The sequence below is a fragment of the Bradyrhizobium sp. USDA 4472 genome (assembly GCF_054058595.1).
Window position 1 is genome coordinate 4,943,592 of record NZ_JBSSAM010000001.1, and the last position, 18,954, is coordinate 4,962,545.

The 18,954-nt window shown below is 62.3% G+C and carries 17 protein-coding genes; 8 read left to right on the forward strand and 9 right to left on the reverse strand.

Features of this window, described 5'->3' with window-relative positions; translation table 11 throughout:
• Positions 1–23 precede the first annotated feature (23 nt).
• Positions 24–1,070, forward strand: coding sequence for a peptidase M29 (locus ACVWZ4_RS23055; protein ID WP_456704737.1), 1,047 nt, complete (start codon positions 24–26; stop codon positions 1,068–1,070).
• Here the strand turns inward: ACVWZ4_RS23055 and ACVWZ4_RS23060 are convergent.
• Genes ACVWZ4_RS23060 through ACVWZ4_RS23080 form a run of 5 tightly spaced genes read right to left on the reverse strand, consistent with a single transcriptional unit; the run spans position 1,067 to position 6,792 of the window.
• Entirely contained in the window at positions 1,067–2,059 is a 993-nt protein-coding gene (locus ACVWZ4_RS23060) for a 3-hydroxybutyryl-CoA dehydrogenase (RefSeq protein WP_456741262.1), read from the reverse strand. The two genes, ACVWZ4_RS23055 and ACVWZ4_RS23060, sit on opposite strands and share 4 nt — an antisense overlap.
• A 3-nt stretch (positions 2,060–2,062) precedes the next feature.
• Complete coding sequence (locus tag ACVWZ4_RS23065; RefSeq protein ID WP_456741263.1) at positions 2,063–3,151, reverse strand: NAD/NADP octopine/nopaline dehydrogenase family protein; 1,089 nt, start codon at positions 3,149–3,151, stop codon at positions 2,063–2,065.
• Positions 3,148–4,674 carry a class I adenylate-forming enzyme family protein gene (locus ACVWZ4_RS23070; protein WP_456741264.1) on the reverse strand — a complete coding sequence of 509 codons (1,527 nt, stop codon included), beginning with the start codon at positions 4,672–4,674 and terminating at the stop codon, positions 3,148–3,150. Before ACVWZ4_RS23070 ends, ACVWZ4_RS23065 begins: the two co-directional genes overlap by 4 nt.
• 2 nt (positions 4,675–4,676) lie before the next feature.
• On the reverse strand, positions 4,677–5,966 hold the full coding sequence (locus ACVWZ4_RS23075; protein ID WP_456741265.1) for an acyl-CoA dehydrogenase family protein: 1,290 nt from the start codon (positions 5,964–5,966) through the stop codon (positions 4,677–4,679).
• Between the two features lie 7 nt (positions 5,967–5,973).
• A complete protein-coding gene (locus ACVWZ4_RS23080) occupies positions 5,974–6,792 on the reverse strand; it encodes an alpha/beta fold hydrolase (RefSeq protein WP_456741266.1) in 819 nt (272 codons plus the stop codon).
• Positions 6,793–6,986: 194 nt separating this feature from the next.
• On the opposite strand from ACVWZ4_RS23080, the gene ACVWZ4_RS23085 reads away from it, so the two are divergent.
• The 4 genes from ACVWZ4_RS23085 (at position 6,987) to ACVWZ4_RS23100 (ending at position 12,378) form a co-directional block, all read left to right on the forward strand.
• On the forward strand, positions 6,987–7,748 hold the full coding sequence (locus ACVWZ4_RS23085) for an SDR family NAD(P)-dependent oxidoreductase (protein WP_456741267.1): 762 nt from the start codon (positions 6,987–6,989) through the stop codon (positions 7,746–7,748).
• A 39-nt stretch (positions 7,749–7,787) separates the two neighbouring features.
• The gene (locus ACVWZ4_RS23090) at positions 7,788–8,624 is read left to right on the forward strand and encodes an enoyl-CoA hydratase family protein (protein WP_456704730.1); all 837 of its coding nucleotides are present in this window, start codon (positions 7,788–7,790) and stop codon (positions 8,622–8,624) included.
• Between the two features lie 97 nt (positions 8,625–8,721).
• Entirely contained in the window at positions 8,722–11,073 is a 2,352-nt protein-coding gene (locus tag ACVWZ4_RS23095; RefSeq protein WP_456704729.1) for a bifunctional salicylyl-CoA 5-hydroxylase/oxidoreductase, read from the forward strand.
• Positions 11,074–11,127: 54 nt separating this feature from the next.
• Positions 11,128–12,378 carry a flavin-dependent oxidoreductase gene (locus ACVWZ4_RS23100; protein WP_456704728.1) on the forward strand — a complete coding sequence of 417 codons (1,251 nt, stop codon included), beginning with the start codon at positions 11,128–11,130 and terminating at the stop codon, positions 12,376–12,378.
• A gap of 8 nt (positions 12,379–12,386) precedes the next feature.
• On the opposite strand, the gene ACVWZ4_RS23105 is transcribed toward ACVWZ4_RS23100, so the two are convergent.
• Entirely contained in the window at positions 12,387–12,845 is a 459-nt protein-coding gene (locus ACVWZ4_RS23105) for a cupin domain-containing protein (RefSeq protein WP_194481488.1), read from the reverse strand.
• A 30-nt stretch (positions 12,846–12,875) separates the two neighbouring features.
• Positions 12,876–14,048, reverse strand: a complete 1,173-nt coding sequence (locus tag ACVWZ4_RS23110; protein ID WP_456704727.1) for an ABC transporter substrate-binding protein — start codon at positions 14,046–14,048, stop codon at positions 12,876–12,878.
• A gap of 251 nt (positions 14,049–14,299) precedes the next feature.
• Between ACVWZ4_RS23110 and ACVWZ4_RS23115 the strand changes: the two genes are divergently transcribed.
• From ACVWZ4_RS23115 to ACVWZ4_RS23125, 3 genes are all read left to right on the forward strand, one after another.
• Positions 14,300–14,818, forward strand: a complete 519-nt coding sequence (locus ACVWZ4_RS23115; protein ID WP_456704726.1) for a MarR family winged helix-turn-helix transcriptional regulator — start codon at positions 14,300–14,302, stop codon at positions 14,816–14,818.
• A gap of 147 nt (positions 14,819–14,965) precedes the next feature.
• Positions 14,966–16,657 (forward strand): benzoate-CoA ligase family protein, encoded by a 1,692-nt coding sequence (locus ACVWZ4_RS23120; protein WP_456741268.1) that lies wholly within the window; start codon positions 14,966–14,968, stop codon positions 16,655–16,657.
• A 21-nt stretch (positions 16,658–16,678) separates the two neighbouring features.
• The gene (locus tag ACVWZ4_RS23125; protein WP_456704724.1) at positions 16,679–17,137 is read left to right on the forward strand and encodes a RidA family protein; all 459 of its coding nucleotides are present in this window, start codon (positions 16,679–16,681) and stop codon (positions 17,135–17,137) included.
• Between the two features lie 7 nt (positions 17,138–17,144).
• Here ACVWZ4_RS23125 and ACVWZ4_RS23130 read toward each other — a convergent pair whose 3' ends face one another.
• Both ACVWZ4_RS23130 and ACVWZ4_RS23135 read right to left on the reverse strand, forming a co-directional pair.
• A complete protein-coding gene (locus ACVWZ4_RS23130) occupies positions 17,145–17,873 on the reverse strand; it encodes a CBS domain-containing protein (RefSeq protein ID WP_456741269.1) in 729 nt (242 codons plus the stop codon).
• A 97-nt stretch (positions 17,874–17,970) separates the two neighbouring features.
• Positions 17,971–18,945 (reverse strand): CHAD domain-containing protein, encoded by a 975-nt coding sequence (locus ACVWZ4_RS23135; RefSeq protein ID WP_456741270.1) that lies wholly within the window; start codon positions 18,943–18,945, stop codon positions 17,971–17,973.
• Positions 18,946–18,954: the final 9 nt, after the last annotated feature.

Below are 18,954 nucleotides of genomic sequence, written 5' to 3' on the forward strand. Positions count from 1 at the left end.
AACCAGAAGACCAGGAGTGAATCATGCTGGCTGATCGCATCGAGGCAAAATGGATTGACGCGTTTTGCGAGATATTTGAGCGTTGCGCCGTCAGGGCCGGCGATACCGCGGCCATCCTCTCGGAGACGCAGTCGCGTGCGTTGAATGTGCATCTCGCAGAGCTGGCCCTGCTGCGAATGGGCGCGAAACCGTTTCACGTCGTCATGCCAACGCCGCGCAACCGCAACATCGTTCCAATCCGCTCAACCGGGGCCAGCGAAGCGATCCAAAGAGTCGGCCCGGTGATAAGCGCGCTTCAGCAGGCTGGGTTCGTGGTGGACTGCACGATTGAGGGCCTGATGCATGCGGTGGAGACGCCCGAGATTTTGAAGGCCGGTGCGCGCATCCTCGTGATCTCCAACGAGCATCCAGAAGCGCTGGAGCGGATGGTGCCGGATCCCGCGCTCGAGAAGCGCGTTCGTGCGGCTGCGAAGATGCTGCGCGGCACCAAGCGGATGCGGGTTACCTCGAAGGCTGGCACGGCGCTCGACGTCGACATGGTCGGCGCTTCGACGGTGGGCGTGTGGGGGTGGACGGACAAGCCCGGCACGCTGGCGCATTGGCCGGGCGGCATCGTCGTCAGCTTCCCGAAGAGCGGGACGATCAACGGCACGCTGGTGATGGCGCCAGGCGATATCAATCTCACCTTCAAGCGCTATCTGACCTCGCCGGTGAAGATGACCTTGAAGAATGACTATGTTGCCGAGCTCGAAGGCGAGGGGGCGGATGCCGCGATGATGCGTGCCTATCTCGCCGCCTGGGGCGACCGGGAGGCCTATGCCGTGTCACATGTCGGCTTTGGCATGAATCCGGGCGCGCGCTACGAGGCGTTGTCGATGTACGACCAGCGCGACACCAACGGCACGGAGATCCGAGCCGTCTCCGGCAATTTCCTGTTCTCGACCGGAGCCAACGAATTCGCTGGTCGCTATACAGCTGGCCACTTCGATCTGCCGATGATGGGGACAACCATCGAGCTCGATGGGGTTGCCGTGGTTCGAGACGGTGTGCTCCAGGATGTTTTCGGCTAGTTGCGGTCGAGCACCGGCGGACGAACGAGGTCGAAGTGCCGAAGCAGGTCGACCATGGCCTGGAGGCGCTTTACACGATAGGCGTCGACGTCGAGGCCTGAATAGTCGAGAAACCCGGCCCCCGTGCGCAGGCCGATCCGGCCTTCGTGCATGTTGCGGGAGATCACCTCCGGCGCGCGATAGCGATCGCTCCCGAGTGCGCCCTCCAGATACCTACTAGCGTAGTAGAGGATATCCCCGCCGCCCCAATCGATGAACTCGAGCAGCCCCAGCACGGCGTAGCGGAAGCCGAAGCCGTAGCGGATCGCCTTGTCGATCTCTTCCGCACTGGCGACGCCTTCCTCGACCATGCGCGCGGCTTCGTTCATCGCCAGCGCCTGGATGCGTGGAACGATGAAGCCGGGCGTTGCCGCGCAGACCACCGGCACCTTGCCGATGTCTTCGAGCAGCGCCTTGACCTCGTCGACCATGGTAGGGTCGGTGAGCTTGCCGGGCGACACCTCCACGAGCGGGATCAGATAGGCCGGGTTGAGCCAGTGCACATTGAGGAAGCGGCGAGGGTTTACGATTGCGTCGGAGAGATCGTCGACGAGGATGGTCGACGTGGTCGATGCAATGATCGTGTCGGGGCCGATCTGTTCAGAAGCCGCCCCAAGCACCTCGCGCTTGAGTTCGACCACCTCAGGAACGCCCTCGAAGACTATTCCAGCTTCGGTCAGGGCAGCGCCGCTTTGGCCGGCCGAAACCACCGAAACCCGCGCGATCAGGGGATCAACATCGGTCGCGGTCAGCAGTCCCAGCTTGGACAGGCTGGCGAAGGTCCTTCTGACTTCGCCGAGTGCGTCAGCTTCCAGCCTTGCAAAATCCTCTGCTGAACGGGGCTTGATATCAATCATGGTGACCGCGTGCCCTGCATAGGCGAACGCGACGGCGATGCCGCGGCCCATGCGACCGGCCCCGAGACAGGCGATGTTGGCGCGGCGGGTCATCGATCAGAATCCCACCCGAAGCAGCGTCTGCAATTCGGCCTTTTGAAGCTTGCCAAGCCCCAGCGTCTCCAACGTGCGGCCGCCTTGCGCAAAATCATCGCCGCAGATTGCGCCACCGATGGCCAGGAAAGCATTGGCCAGCGGCGTGGCCACGCCCGCTAGCCTGGCGACGGACACCAGCAGCGACAACCCAAGTCGCAGATCCTCGAGCATGTAGCGGTGCTCGGTCAGCACGAGCCGCTCCCGCCAGTCGCCGGAGTCGGTCAGGCGATCATGCGAGCCGCGACCATACATCCAGATCTCGCCTTCCGTCGCGTAGTGATGGGCGAGTGGAAAATGCGGTGCGCCGTAGCCGAGCGCTGTGCGTACGGCGATCCGTTCGGCATCGAGCGCGTCCGTAACCCGGCGGATCGAAGCCTGCGTGCCCTCCTTGTGAATGTCCCACCTTTCGAAATGCTCGATCGGGCCCGCGTTCATCACGATCAGCGGTGGATGGATGATGCAGCCCGCATTCATTAGCGCGCCGGACAGCGCGTCACCGCATGGCTCGATCACTTCAGGAAAAGCACGTCCGATCACCTCAAGCGCATGTGCTGCCTGATCGAGCGGGAACACGCCGACCGGCAGCCGCTTGGCCCGGATGGTGATTGCGACCTCGAATGGCCCGTGTTTCCGGGTGAGCCAGGGCAGCGTCCCGGTTTCAGCGAAGCTCACTTTTGCGCGATTGCCGGCGTCCCGCGCGGCTTGCGCGAAGATGAGCGAGCCGAATGTGGCCGGCGGTAGGAAAACGACCTGTCCGTCCTGCAGATGGGGGGCGAGGAGGCGGGCGATGTCCGATTGAGCGAACGCGGGGGCCGGGCACAGGATGAGTTCGACCCCGTTGACCGCTTCCGCGATGTCGGTTGTCACCAACCTCAGCTTCACGTCGTGGCGACCATTGTGATCCTTCACCAAGATGCGCGAGCCGGCTGCACGGTGTGCTTCGACCTGCTCAGCGTCACGGCGCCAAAGCCGGACTTCATGCCCTGACAGCGCAAAATCGCCCGCTGCCGCGAATGATCCGTTTCCTCCACCCAGGACCGCAATCTTCAAGATGCTTCTCCTTGCGCGCGCGATTGCGAGTCAAGTTGCTTCAGCAGGAAATGCTGGACCTTGCCCAGCGCAGTGCGTGGCAGGTCGGTGACGAAGATGATATCCCGTGGAACCTTGTACCGGGCGAGCTGCGCCTGAAGGTGCGCTCTCAGTTCGTCGGCTTCGAGACGGCAGCCGGATCGCCGGATGACATAGGCGATCGGGACCTCGTCCCAGCGCGGATCTGGCCGGCCGATGACGGCGCATTCGCTGACGTCGGGATGTTCGAGCAGGACGCGCTCGACCTCGGCCGGATAGACGTTCTCGCCGCCGGAAATGATCATATTCTTCTTGCGGTCCCGGACCCAGAAATAGCCATCCGCGTCGCACAGGCCGATATCACCGGTGCGATACCAGCCGTCGTGCAGCGCATCGCGCGTTGCATCCGCGTTGCCCCAATATTCGAAGAAGACATTGGGCCCTCGCACTGCAATCTCGCCAGGCGTGCCCGCCGGCAGTTCGTTGCCCTCCTGATCTATCACCTTCGCTTCGCAGCAGAGACCGGCAAGTCCAGTCGATCCCGACGGTGAGAGGTCGGTGCCGAGGCGAGTATAGATGGCGATCGGGCAGGTTTCCGTCGAGCCATAAACCTGCAATACCGGCACGTCGCGCGCGACGCAACGGTCGATCAGGTGCAGCGGTACGATGGTCGAACCGGTGGTCACCGCTTTGACCGAGGAGAGATCCGTCGCTGGCCAGGCGGGATGCTCGCTGACCGCCTGGATCATTGCCGGCACCATGACCGTCAAGGTTGGCCGTTCCCGCTCGATGGCGGCGAGCGCCGTATCAGGCGTAAAACGGGCGTGGATCGTGACGGTCGCGCCAAGCTGGAGTGCGGCGGTCGTCTGGATGTTGAGCCCGCCGACATGGAAGAACGGCAACACCGTCAGCACATGATCGTCGGACGTCATGTTGTGCATGTGCTGGCTCATGACGCCGTTCCAGAACAGCGCCTCCTGGCGCAGCACCGCGCCTTTCGGCCGTCCCGTCGTGCCGGACGTGTAGACGATCAGCAGTGGACAGGAGAGATCGGTGTGCGGATTGCGTCCGCTGCTTCCCTTGCGCGCCAGCAGGCTTTCGAAGGTTATGCCGCGCGGTGGTGCGAAATCCAGGCCGATGACGACAGTCCCTGGCGCGAGTTCGGGAAGAACTCCCTCAAAGGCCTGCTCCAGCAGCAGTACCTTGGCGCTGGCATCAGTGAGGATGAAGAGCTGCTCGGGGACCGCCAACCGCCAATTCAGTGGCACCAGCATTGCGCCGAGCCGCGCACACGCGTAGAGCAGGACCAGGTAGTCCGGCCGATTCAGGCTCAGGATCGCGACGCGGTCACCGCGTCCGACACCAAACTCCTGCTTCAAGGCTGTTGCAGTGCGTTTGATGCGATCGGCGAACGCGGCGTAGCTCAGCCGTTCCCCCTCGAAGGCAATGGCCGTCTTGTCTGGCGAAAACGCCGCATTGCGATCGATCAGACTGCAGAGATCCACCGTCAGTCGTCCGTTTCGCCGGCGTCGTACAGCGCCTCCCGACCGATGCGGTCGAGGCAGAGCTCGGCCGTCCAGGGCAGCATCAGCGAGCCACACCGGCTGTCGCGATAGATGCGTTCCAGCGGCAGCGACCGCAGCATGGCCTGCCCCCCGCAGGTGCGGATCGCAAGCGCGGCAAGCTCGTTGGCGCCCTCCATCACCGAATATTGCGCGGCATAGGCGCGCAGCACCTGCTCCTTGCTTGGATTGGCCCGCGCCTCCGTGACGGCCTGGAACCAGATCGCCTTGATCTGCTCAAGCTTGATCTGCATCTGGGCGACCGCGATCTGCTTGGTGGGGTACATCCGCCGCTTGACCGGCGGCATGCCCGGCACCTCGCCACGCAGATAGCTTACCGTGAAATCGTAAGAAGCTTGCGCTAGCCCCATATAGGTGGGCGACAGCGTCAGGAACATATGTGGCCAGCGCATCGCCGCCTGAAAGTAGACGCCGCGCGGCATCAGCGCAGAATCATCCGGAACAAACACATCCTTGAACAGCAGCGTGCGTGAGACTGTTCCGCGCATCCCTAGCGGGTCCCAATCACCGATGACCGAGACGCCCTGCGACTTCGCGGGAATGGCGAGGTAAAGCGTGTTGCGGCGCGAGGCTTTCTCGCCCTCCTCGATCTCCGTGCAGAGAACGCCGTAATAATCCGCGTGGCCGGACAGTGACGCAAAAATTTTCTTGCCGTTGACGATCCAGCCGCCTTCCACGGGCTTTGCTTCCGTGCCGAAAGCAACGCCGCCGGCGGCTGCCGCACCGCCTTCGGAGAACGGCTGCGAGTAGATCGCTCCGTCTTCGACGATATGTCTGTAGTGGACGGCCCGCCGCTTTTCGTGTTCCGCGCGCGTCTCCGCGTCCATGTCGAGATCATCAGCCAACGGCCCCGACCACAGTGTCGAGCAGACATGCATGTTCCAGGTCAGCGCAGTCGCGCCGCAGTAACGGCCGATCTCCGCAGCCGCGAGAGCGTAGGTCTGGTAGTTCGCTCCCAGTCCGCCGTGCTTTTTGGGTATGGCGATGCCGAGCAGGCCGACGCGATGCAGGTCGCGATAATTCTCGGTCGGAAAGATCGCCTCGCGATCGTATACCGCCGCGCGGCCGGCGAACACGCGCTGGCCGATCTCCCGCGCTCGCGCGATGATGCCGGCTTGCTCGTCGCTCAGGCGGAACGCCACGGGATCGAAGATCGGCGCATCAAGCGGGACCTTGTCGGCTGCGCCGATGTTCTTGCGGACTTGCATGGTCATTGCGCGGTCACCCGTGTTTTGCAGCGACAGAGTCCAGGAACCGATCGAGAGCTCGGCCGAAGGCATCGGGTCGCTCTAAATTGGCAAGATGACCGACGCCGGGGAGTTCCACATATTCGGCCGCTGGAATGTAAGTCGCGGTCTTGGCCATCATCGACGCAGGCGCATTGTTGTCCTTCGAGCCGGACACTAGCAGCGTCGGGACGGAAATATCCTTGAGCGTGCTGCGCTGGTCGAACCCGATCAGGGCGAGCATCATGGCGCGATAACTGGCTTCGGGCACGCTTTCCATGCACTCGCGCGCAAGCTCCATCCCGTTTGGGTCCGGATCGTCACCGACAAGCTCTTTCACAAGCGATGGAGCCAGCGACTTCATGGTCTCGCCGCGATCGAGCGGGCCTAGCCGCGCCGCGATGAACGATTTCTGCCAGTCGCCGTCGGCTTTGCCGAAGGCCGGGCTGGTCTGTGCGAGGACGATCGCGCGCGCCAGCTTAGGTGATTGCACCAGCCATTTCTGGACGATCATGCCGCCGATCGAATGACCGACCAGAATGGGTTTTACCGCGCCGATCTGCGCGATGAATTGCTGAAGCGCATCTGCCAGGGTAGCGATGCTGACGCTGACGAGCGGTGCCGAACCGCCATAGCCAGGCATGTCCCAGGCGATGGTGCGGAAGCGGTTGCCGAACGTGGCAAGCTGCTGCCGCCAGGCCCGCGCCGCGCCGCCGATGCCATGCAGAAAAATCAGGGGCGTCGCACCCGGCTCGCCCGCGGCTTCATAGGCGAAACGTCCATCCCTTGTTATCATTGGCGCAGGCTGCGACACGCGACATCCTTTTGCTTGGTCCAGCAATGCTAACAGGCCTGTGGGGGATGGGAAGAGATAATTTTATACTTAAAGCAATTTTCGGGCCGCTCCGCGGTGGCAGGCGCTCGCGGCGTCGATCTGCGCTTTCGTTGCAAAAGCTTGAAGGTTAAAATATATCGGAACGACGATCAGCAGATCACAGGAGCAAGCGCATGTCCGGATTGCCGCTTTCGCCGCACGCGCTGGTGACCGGTGGCGGTCGCGGCATCGGCCGCGCGATTGCTGCGGCTCTCGTCGGCGCGGGCGCTACCGTAACGGTCCTTGGCCGGAATGCCGCTACACTCGAACAGGCGGTGAGCGCAGGTGCTGCGCATTTTGCGGCCATCGCCGACGTCTCGGACGAAGCTGCGCTAAAGGCGGCGATCGCGGCCGCGCATGCGCGAAAGCCGATCGATATCCTGATCGCCAACGCGGGCAGTGCTGAATCTGCGCCGTTCGCGAAATCGGACAGTGCTCTTTTTGCACGCATGATGGACGTCAATTTCATGGGGGTGGTCCATGCCGTCCAGGCGGTGCTTCCAGGGATGAAGAATCGGCCCTATGGGCGCGTCATTGCGGTTGCATCGACGGCCGGGCTCAAAGGTTATGCTTATGTTAGCGCGTATGCGGCGGCCAAGCACGCCGTTGTCGGTCTGGTGCGTTCGCTTGCCCTGGAGCTGGCTGGCAGCAACGTGACCGTCAACGCGGTGTGTCCAGGCTTCACTGACACCGACCTGGTTGCCGGTAGCATCGACAACATCATGAAGAAGACCGGGCGAACCCGGGAACAGGCGATCGCCGAGCTCGCCAAGCACAATCCGCAGGGGCGCCTGATTGCGCCGCAGGAAGTCGCGAATGCCGTTCTTTGGTTGTGTAGTGAGAACGCCAGTGCGATCACAGGGCAGGCGATTGCGGTGGCCGGTGGCGAAATCTAGCGTGCGTGGCGCAGGCGGATAGGAAGCTAAGGAGATCGCATGAGTAGACCAGCTAATCCCGTAACCGTGCCGCTCGCGGACTATTCCCCACAGCACTTCCTGCTGGCCGTGGTCGGCGGCGTTGCCACCGTGACGCTCAACCGTCCGGAACGAAAGAATCCGCTGACGTTCGAGAGCTATCGCGAACTGACGGATTTCTTCCGCGCTTGTGCGTTTGACGACGCGGTCAAATCGATCGTCATCACCGGGGCCGGCGGCAATTTCTCGTCCGGCGGTGACGTTTTTGAGATCATCGGCCCGCTGGTGAAGATGGACACCAAGGGGTTGACCGCGTTCACGCGGATGACAGGTGACCTCGTCAAAGCGATGCGGGCCTGCCCACAGCCGATCGTGGCTGCGGTCGAGGGCATTTGCGCCGGCGCCGGCGCGATCATCGCCATGGCATCCGACATGCGGCTTGCGGCGTCCGGCGCTAAGGTGGCGTTTCTGTTCAACAAGGTGGGTCTTGGCGGCTGTGACATGGGCGCCTGCGCGATCCTGCCGCGGATCATCGGTCAGTCCCGTGCCTCGGAGCTTCTTTACACCGGCCGGTTCATGACCACGGACGAGGGCGAGCGCTGGGGCTTCTTCAGCCGGATCGTCACACCGGAGCAGGTGCTGCTCCAGGCGCAGCTGCTGGCCAAGCAAGTGGCGGAGGGGCCGACCTTCGGCAATACCATGACCAAGCGGATGCTGGCGATGGAATGGGCGATGTCGGTGGAAGAGGCGATCGAAGCAGAGGCGGTTGCCCAGGCCCTGTGCATGACGACGGCCGATTTCGAGCGCGCTTTTGAGGCTTTCGCCAACAAGGTCAAGCCGGTCTTCAGGGGCGACTGAGCAGCCTTTTCCCGCCGAAAGGCCTCGAACGGGGGCTTGCCAGGAATTATTTTAGGCTTAAAATAGTTTCGTGGCCGGTTGAATTGGCGAGGCTCCCATGAAAGTCGCGATCATCGGTGGCGGACCTGCGGGTCTCTATTCTGCGATCCTGCTGAAGAAGCAGCGCCCGAGCGCCGACATCACAGTATATGAGCGCAATCGCGCCGACGACACTTTCGGCTTCGGCGTGGTGTTCTCGGATGCCACGTTGGACAACTTTGAAAAGCACGATCTTCCGAGCTATCGCCGGATCACCCAGGAGTTCGCCTATTGGGATGATATCGCCGTGCATTTTCGCGGCACGGTGCATCGGGTCGGCGGCAACGGTTTTTGCGGTTGCTCGCGGCAAAAACTGCTGCTGATCCTGCAGGAGCGAGCCCGCGAACTCGGCGTCAGCCTCCATTTCGAAGTGGATATCGACGACGAATCGCGCTTTGCCGATGCCGATCTCATACTGCTGGCCGATGGCGTCAACAGCCGATTCCGCGAGAAGCATGCTGATCAGTTTCAGCCGGAGGTCGACCTTCGGACCAACAAGTTCGCATGGATGGGCTCGACCAGGCCACTCGATGCCTTCACCTTCATCTTCCAGGAGACGAAGTGGGGGCCATTCATCGCCCACGCCTATCAGTATGAAGCCGGTCACTCGACCTGGATCTTCGAGACCGATCCGGAGACGTTCGAGCGCGCGGGCCTGACGGGCCTCAACGAAACCCAGTCCGCGGCACGGATGGCCGAGATCTTCGGCTGGTTCCTCGATGGGCATAAGCTGCTCACCAACCGCTCGATGTGGCGCAACTTCCCCATGATCCGCAGCAAACGCTGGGTCAAGGACAATATGGTGCTGCTCGGTGACGCCAAGGCGAGCGCGCATTTCTCGATCGGTTCGGGTACCAAGCTGGCAATGGAAGATGCGATTGCACTGGCTGAGGCCATGGCGAAGGCGCCCAACATCAAGGCCGCGCTGGATGTTTATGAGCACGGCCGCCGCGAGGAAGTCGAGAAGACGCAGCACGCCGCCGACGTCTCGTTGGTCTGGTTCGAGCATGTCGATCGCTTCTGGGATTTCGATCCCGTGCAATTCGCGTTCGGCGTGATGACGCGCTCGAAGGCGATCACCTATGACAATCTAAAACTCCGCGCGCCCGATTTCGTGGCCGAAGTCGAGAAATCCTTCGCCAAGCAGGTGCGCAGCAATGGCTTCGATGTCAGCATCGACAAGCCCATGGTGCCGCTGTTCCAGCCCTTTCGCTTGCGCGATATGGAGATCGCCAACCGCGCTGTGATGTCGCCGATGTGCATGTATTCGGCGAAGGAGGGCGTCCCGGGTGATTTTCACCTCGTGCACTACGGTTCGCGCGCGATCGGCGGCGCCGGCCTGATCTTCACGGAGATGACCTGCGTCAACCGCGAGGCCCGTATCACGCCCGGCTGCGCGGGCCTCTGGAATGATGAGCAGGAGACCGCGTGGCGGCGTATCGTTGATTTCGTTCATGGCAACTCGGCCGCAAGAATTTGCCTGCAGCTCGGTCACGCCGGCCGCAAGGGCGCGACCAAGCTGATGTGGGACGGTATCGACCGCCCACTGGACGAAGGTGGCTGGGACGTGGTTTCAGCATCGCCGCTGCCCTATTTCCCCGACAGCCAGGTCCCCCGAGAGCTCGATCGCGCGGGTATGAATGCAGTAAGAGAGTCGTTCGTCTCTGCTGCCGCGCGCGGCGAGCGTTGCGGCTTTGACATGCTCGAGCTGCACTGTGCCCATGGGTATCTGCTCGCGAGCTTTATCTCGCCGCTGACAAACACCCGTACCGACGAATATGGCGGCTCGCTTCAAAATCGCCTGCGCTTCCCGCTCGAGATCTTTGAAGCATTGCGGGCCGCCTGGCCGAAGCACAAGCCGATGTCCGTGCGTATTTCCGCGACTGACTGGGCAGATGGCGGCATTACCGGCGACGATGCCGTGGCCATCGCACGGGCCTTCGCCGAGGCCGGTGTCGACCTGATCGACGTCTCGACGGGTCAGACGGTTCGCGACGCCCAGCCGGTCTACGGCCGCATGTTCCAGACGCCATTCTCTGACCAGGTCCGCAACGAAGCGCGCGTGGCCACCATGTGCGTCGGCAACATCACGACGGCGGACCAGGCCAACACCATTTTGGCCGCCGGCCGGGCGGACCTTGTCGCGCTCGGGCGGCCGCATCTGGTCGACCCCTTCTTTACCATGAAGGCGGCGGCCTGGTATGGCGCAACCGACGCGTTCTGCCCGCCGCAATATCTGCCCGGGAAGGACCAGATTTTCCGCAATAGCGTACGCGATCGGCAGGATCTCGAGGAGCTTCGAATTAAGGCTAAGCCCAAGACCCGGGCCGAGCTCAAAGCGGAGGCGACAAAGCCGCTTGCGGCGGAGTGAGCGCCCGTGCCACGTTAACCCCCGTTGCCTGTGTATTGAGTGGAGTTGAGGGCGATGAAGGCGATTATCGTCGGTGGCGGTATCGGTGGTCTCACCACGGCGTTGATGCTGCGGGCCCGCGGCATCGGCTGCGAGATTTTCGAGCAGTCGGATACGATCCGCGAGCTTGGCGTCGGTATCAACACGCTGCCGCACGCCATGCGTGAGCTTGCCAGTCTTGGTCTGCTGCAAAAGCTCGACGACGTCGCAATCCGCACCGATCAGCTCTACTATCTCAATCGCCTCGGCCAGGAGGTCTGGCGCGAAGCCCGCGGCGTGGACGCGGGCCACGACGTGCCGCAATTCTCGATTCACCGCGGCCGTCTTCAGGGTGTGATTCATCGCGCCGTCGAGGAGCGGCTCGGCGCAGATGCCATCCACACGGGCTGCCGGCTCGGCGCGTTCACGCAGGACGAAGCCGGTGTCACGGCCTACTTCTTCGATCGGGTCGGCTCGCACATCCACACCGCGCGCGGCGATATCCTGATTGGCGCCGACGGCATCCACTCACGTGTCCGCGACACTCTGTTCCCGAACGAGGGGCCGCCGTGCTGGAACGGCCTGATGCTATGGCGCGGTGCGCGCGACTGGCCGCTGTTCCTGACCGGCAAATCGATGATCGTCGCCGGTGGTCTCAATGCCAAGGTGGTGATCTATCCGATCGCCGAGGGTTCGAGCACGGCGAGCCGTCTGACCAACTGGGCGGTGCTGGTGAAAGTGGGAGAGGGCAATGCCCCGCCGCCACGGAAGGAAGACTGGTCGCGGCCGGGCCGGCGCGAGGAGTTGATGCCGCATGTCGCACGCTTCTCGGTGCCCTACATCGATGTAAGAAGCCTGATCTCGGCAACGCCCGAATTTTATGAATATCCGACCTGCGACCGCGATCCCTTGCCCTATTGGTCGTCCGGCCGCGTTACGCTGCTTGGCGATGCCGCACATCCCATGTATCCGGTTGGCTCCAACGGCGCCTCGCAGGCGATCCTCGATGCGCGCTGTCTTGCGGATACGCTGGTGCGTGCCGAGCATCCGCGGCAGGCCTTGGTCGAGTATGAGAAGAAGCGCCTGCCGATGACTGCGGATATCGTCCGCTCCAACCGCCGTGGCGGCCCCGAAGGCGTCATTGACGCCGTCGAGCAACTTGCGCCCGACGGCTTTGACAACATCGACAACGTCTTGAGCTATTCCCAGCGCGAGGCGATCGTGCGTGGCTATGCCACGAAGGCTGGGTTCGCTGCGGTGCCGGGCCTAGCCGCGGTGCGGGCCTAAAGCATCCGCTAGCCGGCGCCGGGAGGCGGCGGCAGGAAGTGGATGTTGAACTCGGCGGCCATCGCCACCACGTCCTCCGGCTTCTGCTCCTTCATGTTATGAAGGCCCCAGAACAGGTCGAACAGTTTTTTGGTCGGCGATACCCAGAACAGCACTTTCGCGGTCTGGTCTGATTTGTTGAAGATGCCGTGCGGCACGCCCATGCCGAGCCGGATCAAATCGCCAGGCGTGGCCTGCGCCTCCGAATTGCCGAGCACGAAGTCGAGCTTCCCCTCCAGCATGTAGAGATATTCGTCCTGGTCGGGATGGATGTGCGGGGGCACGAACGTGCCCGGCGGCAATGTCGCGTGCCAGGAGAAGCTGTTCTCGGTGTTGCTCTTTGGAACATAAGTCTGGCCGAGAATGTTCCAGGAAATGCCCTGGATCCCCTCATTGGCCCGGGTGATGCCGGTGATCTCGCTCTTCATTGCCGTCCTCCCTTCACGCGACGCGCAGCTTTAGTTTGCCTTACAGTCCTTGGCATAGCGGTCGCCGTAGTTCTCGAAAACTTTTTGCACGATCTCGGTCTGGAATTTGCCATCCGGACGCTTGGCGACCTTGGTCAGATAGAAATCCTGGATCGGATAGCCGTTGGTGTTGAACTTGAACGACCCGCGCAGCGATGTGAAGTCCGCCTTCTTCAGGGCAGCCGCAACGGCGTCCTTGTTGGAGAAGTCGCCCTTCACAGCCCTGACCGCGCTGTCGATCAGCATCGCGGCGTCATAGGCCTGGAACGCGTAGGTGCCGGGCACAGTGTTGTAGGCGGCCTCGTAGGCGGCGACGAACTTCTTGTTCTGGAGGTTGTCGAGGTTGGGCGCCCAGTTCGCGCCGCCGAACATCCCAACGGCGGCATCCTGCTGCGCGGGCAGAGTCGATTCATCCACGGTGAAAGCCGAAAGCACCGGAATGCTGTCGGCAAGGCCAGCCTGCTTGTATTGCTTGACGAGGTTGACGCCGAGACCGCCCGGCATGAACGTGAACAGCGCATCGGGCTTCTGCGCGGAGATCTTCGACAGCTCCGGTTGGAAATCCAGCGTGTTCAGCGGCATATAGGATTCTTCGACGATCTCACCCTTATAGTCGAGCTTGAAGCCGGCAACCGAATCCTTGCCGGCCTGATAGTTCGGCACCATCAGGTACATCCGCTTGTAGCCGCGATCCTGCGCCACTTTGCCAAGGATCTCGTGCACCTGATCGTTCTGGTACGATGTCACATAGAAGAACGGGTTGCAGTCCTTGCCGGCATAGGTCGACGGGCCGGCATTCGGGCTGATCAGAAAGGTCTTCGCCTCGGTCACGGGCCGGTGGATGGCCTGAAGGACGTTGGAGAACACTGGTCCGACCACGAAGTCGACCTTGTCGCGTTCGAGCAGACCCTTGACCTTGGTTACCGCCGCGTCAGGCTTCAGTTCGTCATCGACCACGACAACCTCGACATCGCGACCATCCATCTTATTGCCGAGATCCTTCATCGCGAGCGCAAAGCCGTCGCGAACCTGCTGGCCCAGCGCGGCGGCCGGCCCCGACAGGGTCACGATCACGCCCAGCTTGATCTTTTCCTGCGCCAGGGCAGGGCCCATCGCGGCACCGAGCAGCAAGGCGGCCGCAGCCAAGGTCCGTTGCATTTTCATGATTTCTCCACCGTGACATCAGAGCTGCGTTGCAAGCCGCGTACTCCGATCGAAGATTATGCCGATGACGGCGCACGCGGCAAGCCAAGCTCACGGCGTCACCTTGATGCGGGCAGCGGAGCATGCAAGCGGCGCGCCAATTGCTTCAACCTTAAAGAGATCGCTGTGCGATCGATTGTTACAGCTTTAGGCTTGCGGCCGGCGCGGATTTACTTGAAGCTCAAAACATTAGGGAATCCGGGGCGGCGCCAATGCCGGCCGTGAGTGATTGCACCAAGATGCTCGATTCCGAGACCAAGGCCGTCGAAACGCCTGAGGACCACGCCGAAGAACTTCGGCTGTGGTTGCGCCTGCTCACCTGCACGACCCTGATCGAGGGTGAGGTCCGCGGTCGCCTGCGGCAGCGCTTTGATGTCACGCTCCCTCGTTTCGACCTGATGGCGCAGCTCGACAAGGCGCCCGACGGCATGACGCTATCGGATGTCTCCAAGCGCATGATGGTGTCCAACGGCAACGTCACCGGCCTCGTCGAGCGCCTAGTGGAATCCGGCCATCTCGACCGCCGTACCTCGGAGACCGACCGTCGGGTCCAGGTGATCCGCCTCACAAAGGTCGGCCGCGCGGAGTTCCGCCGAATGGCCGCAGAGCACGAGACCTGGATCGCCGATCTCTTCGCCGATTTGACCCCGAAGGACGTGCGCGAGCTGATGCGGCTCCTGGCCAAGACCAAGGGGTCTGCGCAGAAATCCGCCGCACGGCGCCGCCCCTGACGTTGCGGGTTCCCCGGCCGCCAATTCCACCTTGCCGGACGAAAATGCATAGGATGCCCAAATCCGCTATTGCGCCGAATTGTTTTAAGCCTAAAATGTTTTCCGTTGAGTGCTGCCGGGTGCTTTCCATGCTGAAAGGAGCGTGCGATGGCCAACGCTGCCAAGGTGCAAGTCTCAGGCTCGCATGACGGCGACGCCGCGACGGCCCATGTCGATACATTTGCGCGGCAACATCTGCCGCCGCCCGAGCTCTGGCCGGAGTTCATCTTCACGCGGCCGGAACTCCGCTATCCGCCGCGACTGAACTGTGTGACCTATTTCCTCGACCGTTGGATCGAGCAGGGCCACGGCGACGCGCCTTGCGTCATCAGTCCCGCCGTGAGCTACACCTATCGCGAACTACAAGAGCTCGTGAATCGCATTGCCAATGTGCTCGTTGGCAAGCTCGGTCTCGTCACGGGTGGACGCGTGATGCTGCGCTCCGCCAATAGCGCCATGATGGTTGCGACGTATTTAGCGGTGATCAAGGCCGGTGGTATCTGCGTGGCGACGATGCCGCTGCTGCGCGCCAAGGAGCTGTCCTATCCAATTCAGAAGGCGGAGATCACGCTCGCGCTCTGCGACGGAAAACTCTCCGATGAGATGGAAAGAGCGAAGCTGGCGGCGCCCGGTCTCAAGCACGTGGTGTATTGGGGCAATGGCGCTTCCGATTCGCTCGAGGCGCTGATCGCGGATGCAAGTCCGGAGTTTACCGCGGTCGATACCGCCGCGGACGATGTCTGCCTGATCGCGTTCACGTCGGGCACGACGGGCGATCCAAAGGGCACCATGCATTTCCACCGGGACATGCTGGCGGTGTGCGACGGTTATGCGCGCAATATTCTGCGAGCCGAGCAGAAGGATCGATTCATTGGCTCCGCGCCCCTGGCCTTCACCTTCGGCTTTGGCGGCGTGCTGTTTCCGTTGCACATCGGCGCTTCCTTCGTGGTGCTGGAGAAGACGACCCCGGACGATATGCTGTCCGCTATCGAGCGATACAGGACCACAGTCTGCTTCACGGCACCGACTGCATATCGCGCGTTGATAAGCAAACTCGCGGGCCGCGACATCTCCTCGCTTCGCAAATGCGTATCCGCGGGCGAGACGTTGCCTAAGCCGACATTCGATGCCTGGCTGAAGGCAACCGGCATCAAGTTGATGGACGGGATCGGCTCGACAGAGTTGTTGCACATCTTCATCAGCGCGACTGAAGACGAAATACGTCCGGGCGCGACCGGCAAGCCGGTGCCCGGCTATGAGGCGAAGATCGTCGATGATGAGGGCAATGATTTGCCGCCGGGGACGATGGGGAAGCTCGCGGTGCGCGGGCCGACCGGCTGCCGCTATCTTGCCGACGAACGCCAGCGGAAATATGTTCAGAACGGCTGGAATATCACCGGCGACACCTATCTGATGGATGGCGATGGCTATTTCTGGTACCAGTCGCGCTCTGACGACATGATTGTATCATCCGGATACAATATCGCGGGCACGGATGTGGAAGCAGCCCTGCTCACGCATCCGTCGGTCGCCGAGTGCGGCGTCGTCGGTGCGCCGGACGAGGCGCGCGGGATGATCGTGAAGGCTTACGTCATCGTCGCGGCCGGCGTGATGCCGGACGCAAAGCTCGCAGCCGAGTTGCAAGAGCACGTCAAACGTGAGATTGCGCCGTATAAATATCCGCGCGCGATCGAGTTCGTGACGCAGCTGCCGAAGACCGAGACCGGAAAATTGAAGCGCTTCGCCTTGCGGCAATTGGCGCAGGCGGCGGTGACGTCCTCAGGCGTCGCGGCGGAATGAGATGAGGATCGAGAATTGTCCGTGACGACGCCGAAAGGCCCCCAGCTCGCTGTGCTGCAGACCGCTGCCGAGGATGACGCCCGTCCCAGGGCGCAAGTGCTCCAGCCATCCGGTTGGCCGATGCCGAAGGGCTATGCCAATGGAATGGCTGCCGAGGGACGCATTGTCGTCACCGGCGGCGTGATCGGCTGGGATGCCCAGGAACGTCTTGCGGACGGTTTTGTTGCGCAGGTGCATCAGGCCTTGAGCAATATCGCCGAGATTCTTGGCGAGGCCGGTGCGCGGCCCGAGCATCTCGTGCGGCTGACCTGGTATGTCGTCGACATGGAGGAGTATCTGACGAACCTGAAGGAGCTCGGCAGGATCTACCGCGTCGTCTTCGGCGCGCACTATCCCGCGATGGCGCTGGTCCAGGTCGTTCGTCTCGTCGAGAAAGCGGCGCGCGTCGAGATCGAAGCCACCGCTGTCATTCCCCGCTAGGCCGCGCTCAGCTCGCCCTGGAGAGATTCTCGTCCTCGGGTGAGTTCAGATAAACGCCCGACATCGTGTCGACCCAGCACAGATGGTCGTGCACCTTCTTGACACCTTCGACGTTCTCAGCGGCAACAATCGCGGCCTGCCGCGCCCGTTCCTCGGTGATGACACCGTTCAAATGAACGATGCCGTCGCGTACGATCACGTTCAGCCCGAAGGGACACCAGTCGTATGTCTCCATTGCATTGATGATGCGGCTGCGGATGTGATCGTCGTCGGCCGTCGGATCCGGCACGTCGCGGGCGAGACCCGCTACCGCCTGTAGAAGGTTGGTGCGCGACACGAGACCGACGATCTTCTCGCCGCGAACCACCGGCAGGCGTTTCACGTTGTTCCGCTCCATGAGATCGACGATCTCGGGAAGCGCGGTATCCTCGGTGATGGTCACAGGTGAGACAGTCATGACTTCCGCGACTTTGCGGCCATGCTCGTGGACGAAATCGCTGGCTGATTTTCCGGACCCGAGAATGAAGCGCAGCCAGCGGCCATGCTTGCGACCGGTACCGATTTCGCTGCGCCGGATGAAATCACCTTCCGAGACCACTCCGATCAGCTTGCCGCTGTTGTCGACAACGGTGAGCCCGCTGACGTGGCGCTTCAGCATGATGTTCGCAGCCTCGACGATGCTGGTGTCCGGCGTGACCGAGATGACCGATCGCGTCATGATCTGGTGAGCGCGCATGGGAGAACTCCGCAGGTTCGCATGAATATCGATGTCCGAGGTCTAGATCAGCGGCGAAGGTGGAAGTTGACCCAGGTCAAGCCGCGCTTGCGAATGCCTAATCCTCTGCTCGCGCATCCGGTGTCAGGTCGGAGGCGCGGAACGGCTTGCTCTTCTCGACCTTGCGATAGGCCGTCGAAGCCGTTCGCAATAGCTTCTTTTCCTGCTTGCGGTCGAGGAAGCGAATCCCGGCTCCGGGAACTGCCTCGTTCAGTGAAGCGGCCAGCGTCTGACCGCGCACATCGTCGTTCAGCTGTCCAAGGGATTTTTGTGCCCTGCGCAATTGCTTGAGGATCGATTTTTGTTTCGTCAGCGACTTGTCGGCGAATAAATCCTCTAGCGACTCGATCGAATAGGTCAGCCGCTTGTTGAGAATCCGCAACTTGTGCCGTTTCCCGACGTCGAGCTTGCGCAGTTTCCGGGCCTTTCTGAGCAGCGTCTTTTCCCAATCGGTCAACTGCGCCGTCGCGTGCTCGGCGAGGGGACAGCGGCGCAGTCTGATGGCCTCCTTGCTACGCCTTGTCGACCAGGGGCCGCTCTCGATCCAGCTCGAGGTCTGTTCGACCAGGCGGCGATAGCGCGCCGATTGCAGAGCGCGAGCCAACAGGCGATGGCTTTCGGCGCGTTTGTCGTCCCAGTGCTGCAGTTCGGCAACCACGGCGAGCTCGTCACCTGTTTCGGCCACCACGCGTTCAATCGCGACGTCGAGATCCCGCACCATGCCGAGCTGGCTGTTCAGCCATTTCAGCTCGGCCCAGACTTTGGGGCGCAGCGCATCGTCGAGCATTGGGAAAAAGAAGCGGATCGCGGTCCGCAGATGGGTTAGTGCGATGCGGATCTGATGCAGCGCTTCGGGATCGCCTCGGCAGGTGCCCGCATGCTGGGCGAGGACGGCGGCGAGGTGACGGCGGGCGATGATTCGGAAGGCGGTGTCGCAAGCCATGCCCGAGCTGAGGCGGCCGGGCAGCATATTGCGGCTCGCCGCCGTCTTGGTGCGGGCGGTCGCCGTCGAACTCCTGGTGGGTCGCGCCATCCTTGTCCG